Source organism: Georgenia sp. (assembly GCF_054605595.1).
Genome location: NZ_JBTSDU010000083.1, coordinates 1 through 13,702, shown reverse-complemented (window position 1 = coordinate 13,702; position 13,702 = coordinate 1). Strand labels below are relative to the sequence as shown.

Genomic DNA, 13,702 nt, shown 5'->3' with positions numbered 1-13,702 from the left:
TCGTGGGCCGGCGTCGTCCTCGGACGACGCCCTTCATTGAGGCACCTCCTTCGCCGCCTCCCTCCCCCTGGCCGCCCTGCTCGTCCGGCGTCGTCGTCGGACGACGCCCTTCAGTGGGGCCCGTACCTGCAGAACCAGTATCCGCCACGAGGTTCACGGTCCGCCCGGGCACGTACCGAACCTGCTGATCATGGACGGCCAGCAGCGCGAGCAGCAGATCAGCGGCGTCCCGGTGAGATCCACCGCCCAGATCACCCGGCCGGCCCGGCCGAGCACAGCGGCGATCGCCCGCCGGATCGCACTCTCGTCGTCGACGACCTTCGACGACCTTCGACGACCTTCGACGACCTTCGACGATCACAAGCTGGCACTGGCCTCGTCGATCAGGCCCACCCAGTGGTGGCCCTTGCCGACATCAACACCCGCCAACCCGTGCTGGACCCCTTGGTCCATCCCCCACTCCCCTCGAACCCACGACTACCGTGCGGCCCGATGGACTCCCCGTCGACAGATCCGTGAAGAGCGACCAGAACGCCCATTTCGCTCAGCAGTCGAGGCACCCGCAGGACCGGGCGGCCAATCCACCGGAGCCATCAAGGGCAATCACACCCGGCCCCATCGGGCCACCCAACAACTAACGGATCCAGGCTGAGGGGAGGGTGCGACACGTCATCGAACGGTGCCCATTCTTGTTCTCGGGTCCGGAAGGCATGACGGACGCCCAGGACTGGTTGGAGCGGGCAGGCTCGGCCCATCACCGTCACGGCCCTGCGCCGGCGGCCACAGTGAGTGGAAGTGGTGCAGCGGACCTGGCCCGCGGCCGACGTCGAGGGCGTCCGCGGCGAGCAAGGTTGCGGTCAGGTACTCCTTCGCGTCGCGGACGGCGCTGGTCCAGTCCGGTCGCCCCGGGCGCAGCGCGGCGATCGCTGCCGAGAGGGTGCATCCGGTGCCGTGCGTGTTTCGCGTCAGCACGCGGTCCGCCGTGATCCGCGTGATCTCGCCGTCGACCGACAAGAGGTCTGTGCACTGCGGCCCGTCGAGGTGGCCGCCCGTCAGCACGACGCCAGGACATAGACGCCGTAGGCGGGCGAGCTGGTCGAGAAGGTCCGAGGGGGTTTCGGCCTCCACCTCGTCCAGCAGCACGGCGGCCTCGGCGACGTTCGGAGTGATGACGTCGACGAGTGGGAGGAGCGTCTCGCGCAGTGCCGCCGTCGCACCGGGATCGAGCAAGCTGTCCCCACTGCTCGCCAGCATGACGGGGTCGAGGACCACGTACGGGGGCCGGTAGCGGCCAAGCGCGGTGGCGACGGCGTCGATCACCTCGGCGGTCCCGAGCATCCCGATCTTGACCGTGTCGATGCGCACGTCGCGGAACAGGCTCTCGAGCTGGGCGGTCACGAACTCCCCGGGAACCGGGTGGATCCCCCCCACGCCGTGGGTGTTCTGGGCGACCACTGCGGTGATGACGCTGGTGCCGTAGACGCCCAGGGCGGAGAAGGCCTTCAGGTCAGCCTGCATGCCTGCGCCGCCGCTGGGGTCAGTGCCGGCGATGGTCAACGCGTTGATGATCACGATCGACCCCACCGTAGGCCGGCTGCGGCAGCAGCGGGGTCGGGTGCGTCACATATCGCGGACACCACCGCCAGCCCGTCGACCCCGGTCGCCCAGACCGACGGTGCGTTGCCGGCGTCGATGCCTCCGATACCGACGCACGGCAGGGTCGTGCAGGCACGCAAGGCAGTCACCGCGTCCAGGCCCAGAGCGGGTCGCGCGTCGGGCTTGGAGGCGGTGGGGAACACTGGGCCGATGCCGAGGTAGTCCACGGTCCCGCAGGGCAGGGAGTGCATGTCCGCGACTTCTTCGGGTCGCGAGACCGATTGCCCGATGAGGAATCCCGGCCCGGCCAACCGGCGCGCGTGACGGACGTCCAGGTCGCACTGGCCGAGATGGACCCCTTGCGCACCCGACGCCAGGGCGATGTCGAGCCGGTCGTTGACCAGCAGCGGGACACCCGTACCGGCCAGCACCTCAGACAGCTCGGCGGCCAATGCCATCAGCTCGCGTCCGGACGCCTGCTTGTCCCGCAGCTGGACGGCGCTCACCCCGCCGGTCAGCGCCGCGTCGACCGTGTCACGCACGCTACGACGGCTCACGTTCTGCGCGCCGATCACCAGGTAGACCGACAGGTCGAGGGCCACGGCTCAGCCGGCGTGGGTGCGCAGGGTCTGTGCGTCCAGGCCGTGCAGGGCATCGAGCAGCGCGACCGCGAAGCTACCCGGACCGTTGCTCGACGTGACCGCGACCTCGGCGGCGACCGTCAGGATCGTCGTCGCAGCACCCGCCGCGATGAGCGGCGTGCTCTCCACGGCGCAGCAGGCCGCTACCAGGGCGCCCAGCGCGCATCCGACGCCCGTCACCCGGGTCATCATCTCGTGACCGGAGTGCACCTCCAGCACGTCGGTGCCGTCGGATAGGTAGTCGACGGCTCCGCTGACGGCGACCGTCGTCCCCATCCGGCGGGCAAGCCCCGAGGCATGCGCCACGGCCTCCACGGACGTAGTCGTCGAGTCCACCCCGCGTCCGGCCGAACCCGCGGCGCCCGCAAGGGACAAGATCTCCGAGGCGTTGCCGCGAACGACGGCCGGCCCACCGGTCACGAGCTCGGCGGCGAACCGGGTCCGGTATCCGAGCGCCCCGACGGCGACCGGGTCCAGGACCCAGGGTGTGCCCGCACGCCCTGCCGCCGCGACAGCTGAACGCATCGCGGTGACCTTGTCCGGGGACAGCGTCCCGAGATTCACCAGGACCGCGTCCGCGATCTGGGCGAAGTCCGCGGACTCCTCGGAGTTCTCCACCATGGCCGGTGAGGCACCGACGGCGAGCAGGACGTTCGCGGTGAACCCCGCCACGACGATGTTGGTCATGCAGTGCACGAGGGGCTGACGCGTGCGTAGCTCGCCGAGTATGCGGATCGCGTCCTCGGCGGATGCGCGGACGCCGACGGACAAGGGTGCTGTGCTCATCGTCGGACCTCCTCGATGGGCAGGTAGACCGAGCTGCCCAGCCGAGTGAACTCGGTGGACTTGTCGGCCATGCCCGCCTCGATGGCCTCCTGGCTGGTGAGCCCGTTCTCCTCGGCGTAGGTGCGCACGTCCGCGGAGATGCGCATCGAGCAGAATTTCGGCCCGCACATCGAGCAGAAGTGGGCGGTCTTCGCGGGCTCGGCCGGCAGCGTCTCGTCGTGGAACGCGCGCGCTGTGTCTGGGTCCAAGGACAGCGCGAACTGGTCGTTCCAGCGGAACTCGAAGCGGGCTCTGCTCAGCGCATCGTCACGCTCCTGGGCGCGCGGGTGCTCCTTGGCCAGGTCTGCCGCGTGCGCCGCGATCTTGTAGGTGATGACACCGGCCTTCACATCGTCGCGGTCCGGCAGCCCCAAGTGCTCCTTCGGGGTGACGTAGCACAGCATCGCGGTCCCGGCCTGAGCGATCATCGCCGCACCGATAGCCGAGGTGATGTGGTCGTAGGCAGGCGCGATGTCCGTCGCCAGGGGGCCGAGCGTGTAGAACGGCGCCTCCTCGCAGAGCTCCTCCTCCAATCGGACGTTCTCGACGATCTTGTGCATGGGCACGTGCCCGGGGCCCTCGATCATCACCTGCACGCCGTAGGACTTGGCCACCCGGGTAAGCTCCCCGAGCGTGCGCAGCTCGGCGAACTGCGCCTGATCGTTCGCGTCGGCGATCGATCCTGGGCGTAGCCCGTCGCCCAGGGAGAACGTCACGTCATAGCACTGCAGGATCTCGCAGAGCTCGACGAAGTGGGTGTACAGGAAGTTCTCCTGATGGTGCGCCAGGCACCAGGCCGCCATGATCGACCCGCCGCGGGAGACGATCCCCGTGACGCGCCTGGCGGTCAAGGGTACGTACCGCAGCAGCACCCCGGCGTGGACGGTCATGTAGTCGACGCCCTGCTCGCACTGCTCGATCACCGTGTCGCGGTAGACCTCCCAGGACAGCGCGGCCGGATCGCCCTTGACCCTCTCCAGTGCCTGGTAGATCGGCACCGTTCCCACCGGCAGCGGTGAGTTCCGCAGGATCCACTCCCGCGTCAGGTGGATGTCCTTCCCGGTCGACAGGTCCATCAGCGTGTCGGCGCCCCACCGGGCGGCCCACACCATCTTCTCGACCTCGTCGGCGACCGATGACGTCACCGCGGAGTTGCCGATGTTGGCGTTGACCTTCACGGCGAATGCCTTGCCGATGATCATCGGCTCGATCTCCGGGTGCCGGGGGTTCGCGGGGATCACCGCCCGGCCACGCGCAACCTCGTCACGCACGAGCTCTGGAGCCACACCCTCGCGAGCAGCCACGTAGGCCATCTCCGGGGTGACGATCCCCGCCCTGGCCCAGACGAGCTGCGTGGCCACGCCGTCGACAGGCGCGGGACGGTCCCACCGGTCCCGGGTCCTGGGCAGGCCGGCCTCGAGGTCGATCTCGGCCGTCACATCGGTGTACGGGCCAGACGTGTCGTAGAGGTCCAGGTGCTCACCGTTGCTCAGGTTCACCCGTCGGACGGGCACCTGCATCCCCGGGAACCCCGGGACCTCGGCATACTGCTTTGTGCTGCCGTCGATCGAGCCGACGGTCACACCGGACACAGGTGCAGGACTGACGTGGCGCATCGTAACGCTCTCCCTACGCCGGCATGACCCGGACAGGTTCAACGGTCGACGGCCCTAGCCGTCCTCTCAGCCCGCTGGTGCGGACTCCCGTGGTGGATTGACGCCATGAGCCTACAGCGGCACCCGCGGCGACGGTCAAGTCCACTGAGCCCCGATCCGTACGTTGTCGGGTGGCCCGGTAGGGCCGGGGGTGGCTGAGCCTCGATCGCCCTTTGACGGCTCGGGTGGATCGGCCGCCCGGTCCTGCGGGGCGTCGTCCCCCGTGTCAACCTTGACTACGAGACCCGAATGGTCCGGATCGATGTCGTGCGAGGCCCCGACGTTGATGGACCAACCATCCGGGTACCAAGATGGTGGTGGTGCTGGGCGACGCGGCGGAGAGGTGACCATGAGGATCGGTGAGCTCGCCCGGGAGGGTGGCGTGAACCCGAAGACGATCCGCTACTACGAGTCGATCGGGCTGCTCCCCGAGCCCGATCGCACGGCGTCGGGGTACCGCGACTACGAGCCCTCCGATCTGGCGCGACTGACCTTCATCCGCAGCGCGAAGCGGTTGGGCATCAGCCTGGACGAGATCAGGGAGATCCTGGCCTTCCAGCAGCGCGGCGAGGCGCGGTGCTGAAACGTCCGCGGCGTCCTGGACGCTCAGCTGCACACGATCGACCGCAAGATCGACGAGCTCCGGAGGCTGCAATCGGAGCTCAGCGAGCTCTCCGCCGAGGCGAGGCGGCTTCCGGACAGCACCCCGGGCAGCTCCTGCCGGCTCATCGAACACGCCGGGCGCACGGTCGGCCCCGCGTAGCCGGCTGCGGCCCCGGGTGAGATCGGTCGACCTCGAGCGCCGGGAAGGGCAGGTCGGGGGCGACACGATGCGGGAGATCGGCATCGGCGTGTACTCCAGCGGGCCGTTCGGGCGGACGGATCGGGAGGCGCGCCATCATCTCGTCCCTGGTGATCCGAGCGCGAGCACCCACAGGAGCCCGACGCCGAGCGCCGCGACCACGAACCCGGTGATCTCGGCGCTGCGGGCCGTCCACAACCAGCCGCGCAACCCCTGTGGACGCAGGCTACGTGCGCCACCCAGCGACCACCGCGCGAGGTGGCGGCCGAGCGCCGCCACCTCGGCCGGACCCAGCCGCGCACCGAAACTGTTGGCGAGGACCAGCGAGACCGACCCGATCATCGCGATCATCGCCCACACCGGCCCCACCAGACCGGTGACCGCGAGCGGCACACCGATGCCGTTGAACACGAACGCCACACCGAGGTTCTGCTTGGTCTTGCGGAAGGAATCAACACCGATGTCCCGGGCGTCCGCGATCGCGGCGAGCCGCTCGCCGACGAGCACGATGTCGGCCGACTCGATCGCGATGTCGGTGCCGGCGCCAACGGCGACGCCGATGTCGGCCTGGGTGAGTGCGGGTGCGTCGTTGATGCCGTCGCCGACCATCATCACCCGCAGCCTCTGCTGCTGGAGTCCGCGCACGGCCTCGGCCTTCTCCCCGGGCAGCAGACCGGCGCGCACGTCACTGATCCCGACCTGGGCGCCCACGGCTGCGGCGGTGCGGGCATTGTCGCCGGTGAGCATCACCGGCTCGATCCCTACCCGGCGTAGCCGGTCCACCGCCTGGGCCGCGTCGGCCTTGACCTCGTCGGCGATACCGACCAGGCCGAGCAGCCGACCGTCCCGAGCGACCCCGACCACGGTCCGGGCCCGCTCCTCCAGGTGCTCCCGCCGCTCCGCGAGCGCACCGAGACCGTGCTCGCCCACCGCCCACTCGGGGCGCCCGACGCTGACCCTGCTGCCCGCAGCCACCGCGGTCACGCCCTGACCGGTCTCGGAGGAGAAGATCTCCGGGTCGTCGATGTCGAGACCCGCATCGAAGGCCGCACCGACGATGGCACGGCCCAGCGGGTGCTCCGAGCGGATCTCGGCAGTTGCGGCCGCCGCCAGCAACTCATCATCCGTGACACCGGCGGCAGGTACCAGGTCGGTGATCGCCGGCTTGCCGAGCGTGAGCGTACCGGTCTTGTCCAGCACCACCCGCTTGATCTCCCCGAAGATCTGGAACGCCTCACCAGAACGCATCAGGATGCCCTGCTCGGCGGCCTGCCCGCCGCCGCGCATCATCGCTAACGGCGTCGCCATCCCGAGCGCGCACGGATACCCGAGCACCAGCACGGCCAGCGCCGCGAAGATCGCCCGTGGGGTGTCTGGCTGCCCGGCCACGGCCCAGGCGCCCGCGGTCCAGACCAGGACCGCGAGTACCGCGGCCGAGAGCACCGCGGGGACGTAGATCACGATGATCTTGTCGACGAGCTGGATGATCCCTGGCTTGAGGGCGCGCGCCTGCTCGATATGGCGGGCCACCTGGGCCAGGAAGGAGTCCTCACCGACCTTGGTCACCTCAACGGTGAGGGTGCCGGTCTGATTGACCGACCCGCCGACCACCTCCGCGCCTTCGCGCTTCTCGGCCGGCATCGGTTCTCCCGTGACCATCGACTCATCGACGCCGGAGCTTCCGGACACGACGCGTCCGTCGAGCGGGACACGTTCGCCGGGACGGATGCGGACGTGGTCGCCGATACCCACCTCGTCGACGGATACCTCCTGCTCGAAGCCGTCACGCACCACCCGGGCGGTGTCGGGCTGCAGTGCGAGCAGCCGGCGTACCGCCTGACTGGACCGGTTGCGCACCAACGAGGACGCGAAGCCGGACAGCAGGTGGTACGTGGTGATGAACACCGCGGTGGCCAGGAAGTCGCCGGCCGGGAAGGTGGCCGGGGCGACGAACAACCCGAGCAGCCCGCCCAGCAGGCCGCCGAACGCGCCCGCCTCGAGCAGCACGTGCTGGTTGAGGATGCCGCGCCGCGCCGACTGCCATGCCATGGTCAGGATCGGACGCGCCACCACGAAGATCATCGCCAGCGCGAGACCCAGCAGCACCCACGGCCCCAAGCCGAACCCGCGTCCACCGACACTCGTCTGCAGGGGATGACCGGCCCAACTGAACACCATCAGCACCAGCGCGACGACGGTGAGCCCCAGCCCGGTCAGGAAGCGGTTGCGCTCCTGCGCCAACTCGACCTCGGCCTCCTCAAAGGTCGCGGTCTTGCGCGGGTCGCGCACCGTGTAACCGACCTCGCGCAGCGTGCCGACGATCTGCGCCGGGGAGATCGTCTCGGGGCGGTAGGTGACCAGCCCCTCCTCGTGCGCGAGAGACACCGCGACCGCCTCCACGCCTGCCTGTCGGGTCAGCGACTTCTCGATCGTGGAAACGCAGAAGGAGCAGTGCAGGCCCCCGATCTTGAGCTGGAGGTGGGCGCGTCCCTGCTCGTCGGTGCGCGGCGGTTCGGTGAGCCACGGCTCCGGGTCGGTCACGTTCGGGGTCGTCATCCGCACACCCTCCTCATCTGGCCGGTTCCCGGCCGGCCATCATCCGGTTCACCGGTCGACCTCGTAGCCGGCCTCGGTGACCCGGGCGACCACGGCTTCGCGGCTCACCTCGCCCTCAGCGAGCACCCGGACCGCACCGGTTCGGTGGTCGGCGGTGGCCCGCCGTACGCCGGTCAGCCGGCCGACCGCCGTGGCGATCCGCTCCTCGCACTTCTCACAGTCCATCCCGCGTACGTGCAACTCGATCCTGGTCGTCATGACTTCCTCCCACCCGCACAGATCCTTGGTGCTGCCATCGTGCAAGATTCCAGCCACGGGAAGCCAAGCCGACGGACCGGGGTCGCCCCGTTACCCGCGGGTCCAGCACGCGCCTCCTGGTCGGCAGGCAAGTTCGACCCGGCTTCGGGCCGGCGTCGTCCTCGGACGACGCCCTTTCATCGAGGCCGGAACGACGGCCCGTCGTCAGCCCGGGACGGCGGCCGGCGTTGACAGCAGCCAGGTGAGCGGCCGCGAGCACGGCAGGCAGGTCACGTCCGGCCGGTCGGGGCGCTCGGCATCCACCAGCGCCTCCTGGGACGCCGGGACCGAACCGTCGGTGGCCATCCGCCCACGATGGCCACGCCGGCCCCGGCACCAGCCGTGCCCTACCGGCCGTGCCCCACCGGTCACCGGTCGCACCGGCGGCGCCACCCGCCCCCCGCCCGCTCCACCCGGCCGGCGAGCTCGAGCACGCCGAGGGCCGAGCGCACCTCCGCCGGCGCGAGCCCCGCGGCGCGCACCAGGTTCGGGATCGCCGCGGCGCCGCGGGCCGGGAGCGCGTCCAGCAGGCGGGCCGCCACCGGGTCGAGCCCGTCCAGGAGGCCGGGCCGGACGGGCGGTTCGAGGGGCAGGTGCTCCCCCATCGGGGCGATCAGCTCGAGCACCTCCGACGCGGTCGTCACGCACACGGCGTCGCTCTCGCGCAGCAGCCGGTGACAGCCGGCCGAGGCCATCGACGTCACCGGCCCCGGCACGGCCCCGACGTGCCGGGCGAGCCGTGCGGCGTGCGCGGCGGTGCTGAGCGCGCCGGAGCGCCACGCCGCCTCGACCACGACCGTGCCCGTCGTGCCGGCCGCGATGAGGCGGTTGCGTGCGAGGAAACGGTTGCGGGTGGGTGCGCTGCCGGGCGGCACCTCGGCGACCACCGCCGTGGCCGCCGCCACCGCCTCGAGGAGGTCGGAGTTGCCGGCCGGGTACAGCCGGTCGACGCCGCCGGCGAGGAACGCGACCGTCGCCCCCTCGGCAGCGAGCGCGCCGCGGTGCGCGGCGGCGTCGATGCCGTACGCACCGCCGGAGACCACGCACACCCCGGCCTCGGCCAGGCCGACCGCCAGCTCCGAGGCGACGCGCTGACCGTAAGCCGTCGCCGCCCGGGCACCGACGATCGCGACGGCACGGCCCGCCCCGGACTCGCTCGGCAGGGTCCCGCGCACCCACAGCGCAAAGGGACGCGCGGCACCGAGGTCGTCGAGGCCGGCCGGCCACCCCTGGTCGCCGGGCAGCAGCAGGTGCCCGCCCAGGCGCGCCAGGACGTCGAGCTCGCGGCGGATGTCGAGGCCCTCCAGCCGGGGGACCCAACGCCGGACGGCGTCGTGCCACGGGCTCGAGCGGTCGGCACCGACGGCGTCGCGGGCGGCCGTGTGCGCCAGCCAGTCGAGGGCCTCGACCACGCCGCGGCGCTCGGTCAGGGCGCCCGCGGCCTCGTCACCCGGTTCGGCGATGCGGCACCACGCCGCAGCGGCGAGGCGGGGGTCGGCGGTGTCGAACGGCAGCTCAGGCATCGGTGCCTCCCCTGGTACGCAGCGACAGCGCGGTGCCGACGTCTGTGGTGGTGGGCCGGTCACGCTCGGCGAGGTCGGCCAGCGTCCACGCAAGGCGCAGCACCCGGTCCATGCCGCGCATGCTCAGCGCGCCACGGTCCATCGCCCGCTCGAGCATCACCCGCACACCCCCGGCCGGCGCGGGAGCCCCGCCGCGCAGCCAGGCTCCCGGCACCTCGGCGTTGGTGCTCCACGGTGAGCCGGCGAGGCGCACGGCCTGGCGGGCCCGGGCGGCGGCCACGCGGGCGGCCACCGTGGCCGACGTCTCCGGCGGCGCGGCGACGGCGAGCATGGCGCGGCTGACCGGGGCGACGTCGACCTGGATGTCGATGCGGTCGAGCAGCGGGCCGCTGAGCCGGTTGAGGTAGCGGCGGCGGGCCAGCGGCGTGCACACGCAGGCCGTGCCGCGACCGGTCGCCTTCCCGCACGGGCAGGGGTTGGCCGCGAGGACCAGCTGGAAACGCGCCGGGTACCGCGCCGAGCCGGCGGCCCGGTGCAGCACCAGCTCCCCGCTCTCCAGCGGCTGCCGCAGCGTCTGCAGGACCCTGGGCGAGAACTCCGGGGCCTCGTCCAGGAACAGCACGCCGCGGTGCGCCCGGCTCGCGGCACCCGGGCGCGGGATCCCGGAGCCGCCGCCGATGACGGCGGCGGGCGTGGCCGTGTGGTGCGGGTCCTCGAACGGCGGCCGTCGCAGCAGCCCGTGGGCGGGGTCGAACGTGCCCGCCACCGAGTGGACCATGGTGACCTCGACGGCGGCGGGGTCGGCCAGGTCCGGCAGCAGGCCGGGCAGCCGCGCCGCGAGCATCGTCTTGCCCGCGCCGGGCGCCCCCACCAGGAACAGGTGGTGCCCGCCGGCGGCGGCGACCTCCAGGGCGAACCGGGCCTCGTCCTGCCCGAGCACGTCCGCCAGGTCCGGGTCGGCCTCGGGCGGTGCGACGTCGTCGGGCGGGCCCGGTTCGGGCAGGTCGGGCACGGTGGCCAGGCCGCCGTAGCCGCGCACCACCTCGGCGAGGTGGGCCACCGGGCGGACGCGCGCGCCGGGCACGAGCGCCGCCTCGTCGGCGTTGCCCGCGGGGACCACCACGTGTGGTCGTCCCGCCGCCACGGCGGCCGCGACGGCGGGGAGGATGCCGCGCACCGGCCGGACCCGGCCGTCCAGGCCCAGCTCGCCCAGGTGGACGCTGCGGTGCGCCTCCTCCGCGGCCGGCAGCCCGTCCGCCACCAGGAGGGCGACGGCGAGTGCCAGGTCCAGACCGGTGCCCGACTTGGGCAGCGACGCCGGGGAGAGGTTGACCGTGAGACGCCCGGCCGGCCACGCCACCCCGGAGGAGTCCACGGCCGCGCGGACCCGCTCGCGGGCCTCGGTGACGGCGGCGTCGGGCAGGCCCACGAGCGTCAGTGTCGGCAGGCCGGAGCTGCGGTGTGCCTCGACCTCGACCAGGTGGCCCTGGAGCCCCACCAGGGAGACCGTCCAGGTGCGTCCGAGCGACACCTCAGCCCACCGCCCTGAGGTGCTCCACCTGCGCGGCCCCGGTGCCCGGCACGAGGACGGCGACGACGTCCAGCCGGATCCCGCCGGCGGCGACCTCGTGCGTGGTGAGCCACTCGCCGGCGAGGCGGCGCAGCCGGGCCAGCTTGGCCGGCGTCACCGCCTCGGCCGGCAGGCCGTACGCCGTCGACCGGCGCGTCTTGACCTCGACGAAGACGATCTCGTCCGCCGCGACGTCGCGCGCGACGATGTCGATCTCCCCGCGGGCGCAGCGCCAGTTGCGTTCCAGCACCTCCAGCCCGCTCTCCGTGAGCAGGCGTTGTGCCACCCGCTCGCCGTACGCACCCACCGCGTCCTTGGCCCGCATCGCGACCACCTCCGGCCACGACGGTGCCCGACGCCCGGTTGGCGCGCTCAGGGCCGGGCGGGTCCCTGTGGACGAGGTGGCATCAGGAGCACGGGAGCTGTCCCGGGTGACGGGCGGACGAGCGGCCCGGTGGCCGGTGGCCTCAGGGGAGCTCGAGCTCGCGCTTGGCCAGCTCCTCGATGTTGACGTCCTTGAACGTCACCACGCGCACGGACTTCACGAACCGTGCCGAGCGGTACACGTCCCACACCCAGGCGTCGGAGAGCTCGAGCTCGAAGAACACGTCGCCGCCGGCGGACCGCACCTGGACGTCGACGTGGTTGGCCAGGTAGAAGCGCCGCTCCGTCTCCACCACGTACGAGAAGAGTCCGACGACGTCGCGGTACTCGCGGTAGAGGTCGAGCTCGAGCTCGGTCTCGTAGTTCTCCAGGTCCTCAGCGCTCACCGGGTCATCATGCCCCTCCGGCGAGTGCCGCCGCTGGGGTGCTCACGCCCGGCAGGTTCCAGGACCGTCGGTGGAGGGGGCAGGGACCGTGCTCGGCCAGTGCGGCGATGTGCTCCGGCGAGCTGTAGCCCTTGTTGGCCCCCCAGCCGTAGGCGGGGTGCTCGGTGTCGGCCTCGACCATGAGGGCGTCGCGGGTGACCTTGGCGACGACGCTGGCGGCGGCGACGACGGCGCACGTGGCGTCACCCTTGACCTGCGTCCGCACGGGTGGGGTGGGCATCGGCGTGCCGGTGCCGGGGACGAGGACGTCCGGCAGCTCGGCGGCGAAGAGGTCCTGCTGGTCGGGGGCGTGGAGCCAGTCGTGGACGCCGTCGAGAATGACGATGCCGGGCACGAGCCCCATCACGGCGAGCTCGGCGAGGGCGCGGTGGCCGGCGAGGCGCAGGGCGGCGATGATGCCGAACGCGTCGATCTCGTCGGGGCCGGCGTGCCCGACGGCGACCCCCTCGCACCAGGCCAGGACGGGCGAGACGAGCTCCTCGCGGGCCCGGGGCAGGAGGAGCTTGGAGTCGGCGAGGCCGGGCGGCAGCCCGTCCGGGGTCCCGGTGCCGACGACGGCGACCCCGACGCTGACCGGGCCGGCGAGCGAGCCGCGGCCCACCTCGTCCATGCCCGCGACGTAGCTCCCGGGCCTGAGACCGGCGAGGAGCTCGGTCTCCAGGGCGCGCGTGGGGACGGGGCGCACGCTCCCCTCCCGGGTGGCCTTCCGGGGGTGCCGGGCCGTCACGGTACGGTCGCCGGCACGCGGGCGAAGGAGTCCTCGGCCCCGTTGAGCAGGGTGATGCGGTCGGGGGGCCAGAGCAGGACGAAGGCGCGGCCGACGATGTTCTCCACCGGCACCATGCCGCCGCCGGGTTCGCCGAGGTGGGCGCGGGAGTCCTCGGAGTTGGAACGGTTGTCCCCCATGACCCACACGTGTCCCTCGGGTACGACGACGTCGAACGGGACGTCGCTGGGGCTCGTGCTCGGCTTGAGGTACGGCTCGGTGACCGGTTCCCCGTTCACGCTCAGCCGCCCGTCCTCGGTGCAGCACGTGACCCGGTCCCCGCCCACGCCGATGACGCGCTTGATGAGGTGGTGGCCGGCGTCCTGCGGCAGAAGGCCGATCCAGGTGAACAGGCTGGTCAGGGACTGCTGCCAGGCGGGCCGGGTGTCCTGCGCCAAGGAGCCGAGCCAGCCGCCGGGATCGACGAAGACGACGATGTCCCCGCGATCCAGCTCGAAGGGCCCTGGTACGAGCTTGTTGACCATCACCCGGTCCCCCACGGCGAGGGTGTCCTCCATCGACCCGGACGGGATGAAGAAGGCCTGGGCGAGGAAGGTCTTGATGAGGATGGACAGCACCAGCGCGGAGACCATCACGATCGCGGTCTCCCGGATCCAGCCGCCGCGCCGCCGCGCCGGGGC

Annotated in this window: 14 protein-coding genes and 1 riboswitch; of the genes, 1 reads left to right on the top strand and 13 read right to left on the bottom strand. The window is 72.2% G+C overall.

The genetic code is table 11. The features are described from left to right. Positions 1-669 precede the first annotated feature (669 nt). From thiD to thiC, 4 genes are all read right to left on the bottom strand, one after another. Positions 670-1,572 (bottom strand): bifunctional hydroxymethylpyrimidine kinase/phosphomethylpyrimidine kinase, encoded by a 903-nt coding sequence (gene thiD / locus ACYC1Z_RS10340; protein ID WP_461409440.1) that lies wholly within the window; start codon positions 1,570-1,572, stop codon positions 670-672. After that, positions 1,569-2,198, bottom strand: coding sequence for a thiamine phosphate synthase (gene thiE / locus ACYC1Z_RS10335; protein ID WP_461409439.1), 630 nt, complete (start codon positions 2,196-2,198; stop codon positions 1,569-1,571). Before thiE ends, thiD begins: the two co-directional genes overlap by 4 nt. Positions 2,199-2,201: 3 nt before the next feature. Further along, the gene (gene thiM, locus ACYC1Z_RS10330; RefSeq protein ID WP_461409438.1) at positions 2,202-3,023 is read right to left on the bottom strand and encodes a hydroxyethylthiazole kinase; all 822 of its coding nucleotides are present in this window, start codon (positions 3,021-3,023) and stop codon (positions 2,202-2,204) included. Next, positions 3,020-4,678 (bottom strand): phosphomethylpyrimidine synthase ThiC, encoded by a 1,659-nt coding sequence (thiC, locus tag ACYC1Z_RS10325; protein ID WP_461409437.1) that lies wholly within the window; start codon positions 4,676-4,678, stop codon positions 3,020-3,022. The genes thiM and thiC overlap by 4 nt, the downstream gene beginning before the upstream one ends. Further along, a riboswitch (TPP riboswitch) is annotated at positions 4,672-4,779 on the bottom strand. Its footprint overlaps the gene before it by 7 nt. Positions 4,780-5,066: 287 nt before the next feature. On the opposite strand from thiC, the gene ACYC1Z_RS10320 reads away from it, so the two are divergent. Further along, positions 5,067-5,300 (top strand): MerR family transcriptional regulator, encoded by a 234-nt coding sequence (locus tag ACYC1Z_RS10320; protein WP_461409436.1) that lies wholly within the window; start codon positions 5,067-5,069, stop codon positions 5,298-5,300. A gap of 315 nt (positions 5,301-5,615) precedes the next feature. On the opposite strand, the gene ACYC1Z_RS10315 is transcribed toward ACYC1Z_RS10320, so the two are convergent. The 9 genes from ACYC1Z_RS10315 to lepB all read right to left on the bottom strand — a co-directional run. Further along, complete coding sequence (locus ACYC1Z_RS10315; RefSeq protein WP_461409435.1) at positions 5,616-8,075, bottom strand: heavy metal translocating P-type ATPase; 2,460 nt, start codon at positions 8,073-8,075, stop codon at positions 5,616-5,618. A gap of 48 nt (positions 8,076-8,123) precedes the next feature. Next, positions 8,124-8,333, bottom strand: a complete 210-nt coding sequence (locus tag ACYC1Z_RS10310; RefSeq protein ID WP_461409434.1) for a heavy-metal-associated domain-containing protein — start codon at positions 8,331-8,333, stop codon at positions 8,124-8,126. A gap of 204 nt (positions 8,334-8,537) precedes the next feature. Then, a complete protein-coding gene (locus ACYC1Z_RS10305; RefSeq protein ID WP_461409433.1) occupies positions 8,538-8,678 on the bottom strand; it encodes a hypothetical protein in 141 nt (46 codons plus the stop codon). Positions 8,679-8,740: 62 nt separating this feature from the next. After that, the gene (gene dprA, locus ACYC1Z_RS10300) at positions 8,741-9,895 is read right to left on the bottom strand and encodes a DNA-processing protein DprA (RefSeq protein WP_461409432.1); all 1,155 of its coding nucleotides are present in this window, start codon (positions 9,893-9,895) and stop codon (positions 8,741-8,743) included. Continuing rightward, a complete protein-coding gene (locus ACYC1Z_RS10295; RefSeq protein WP_461409431.1) occupies positions 9,888-11,426 on the bottom strand; it encodes a YifB family Mg chelatase-like AAA ATPase in 1,539 nt (512 codons plus the stop codon). The genes dprA and ACYC1Z_RS10295 overlap by 8 nt, the downstream gene beginning before the upstream one ends. 1 nt (position 11,427) lies before the next feature. After that, positions 11,428-11,790 carry a YraN family protein gene (locus ACYC1Z_RS10290; protein WP_461409430.1) on the bottom strand — a complete coding sequence of 121 codons (363 nt, stop codon included), beginning with the start codon at positions 11,788-11,790 and terminating at the stop codon, positions 11,428-11,430. 142 nt (positions 11,791-11,932) lie between these two features. Beyond that, positions 11,933-12,235 carry a DUF2469 domain-containing protein gene (locus ACYC1Z_RS10285; RefSeq protein ID WP_461409429.1) on the bottom strand — a complete coding sequence of 101 codons (303 nt, stop codon included), beginning with the start codon at positions 12,233-12,235 and terminating at the stop codon, positions 11,933-11,935. Between the two features lie 7 nt (positions 12,236-12,242). Continuing rightward, complete coding sequence (locus tag ACYC1Z_RS10280) at positions 12,243-12,980, bottom strand: ribonuclease HII (protein ID WP_461409428.1); 738 nt, start codon at positions 12,978-12,980, stop codon at positions 12,243-12,245. A gap of 38 nt (positions 12,981-13,018) precedes the next feature. Beyond that, on the bottom strand, positions 13,019-13,702 hold a 684-nt coding region (gene lepB, locus ACYC1Z_RS10275; RefSeq protein WP_461409427.1), incomplete at its 5' end, for a signal peptidase I.

What these genes read in the sequence shown, in the direction of transcription:
- dprA (WP_461409432.1), bottom strand. Translation starts at nt 9,895, where the DNA reads ATGCCTGAGCTGCCGTTCGACACCGCCGACCCCCGCCTCGCCGCTGCG.
- thiM (WP_461409438.1), bottom strand. Translation starts at nt 3,023, where the DNA reads ATGAGCACAGCACCCTTGTCCGTCGGCGTCCGCGCATCCGCCGAGGAC.
- ACYC1Z_RS10315 (WP_461409435.1), bottom strand. Translation starts at nt 8,075, where the DNA reads ATGACGACCCCGAACGTGACCGACCCGGAGCCGTGGCTCACCGAACCG.
- ACYC1Z_RS10310 (WP_461409434.1), bottom strand. Translation starts at nt 8,333, where the DNA reads ATGACGACCAGGATCGAGTTGCACGTACGCGGGATGGACTGTGAGAAG.
- thiC (WP_461409437.1), bottom strand. Translation starts at nt 4,678, where the DNA reads ATGCGCCACGTCAGTCCTGCACCTGTGTCCGGTGTGACCGTCGGCTCG.
- ACYC1Z_RS10290 (WP_461409430.1), bottom strand. Translation starts at nt 11,790, where the DNA reads ATGCGGGCCAAGGACGCGGTGGGTGCGTACGGCGAGCGGGTGGCACAA.
- ACYC1Z_RS10320 (WP_461409436.1), top strand. Translation starts at nt 5,067, where the DNA reads ATGAGGATCGGTGAGCTCGCCCGGGAGGGTGGCGTGAACCCGAAGACG.
- ACYC1Z_RS10305 (WP_461409433.1), bottom strand. Translation starts at nt 8,678, where the DNA reads ATGGCCACCGACGGTTCGGTCCCGGCGTCCCAGGAGGCGCTGGTGGAT.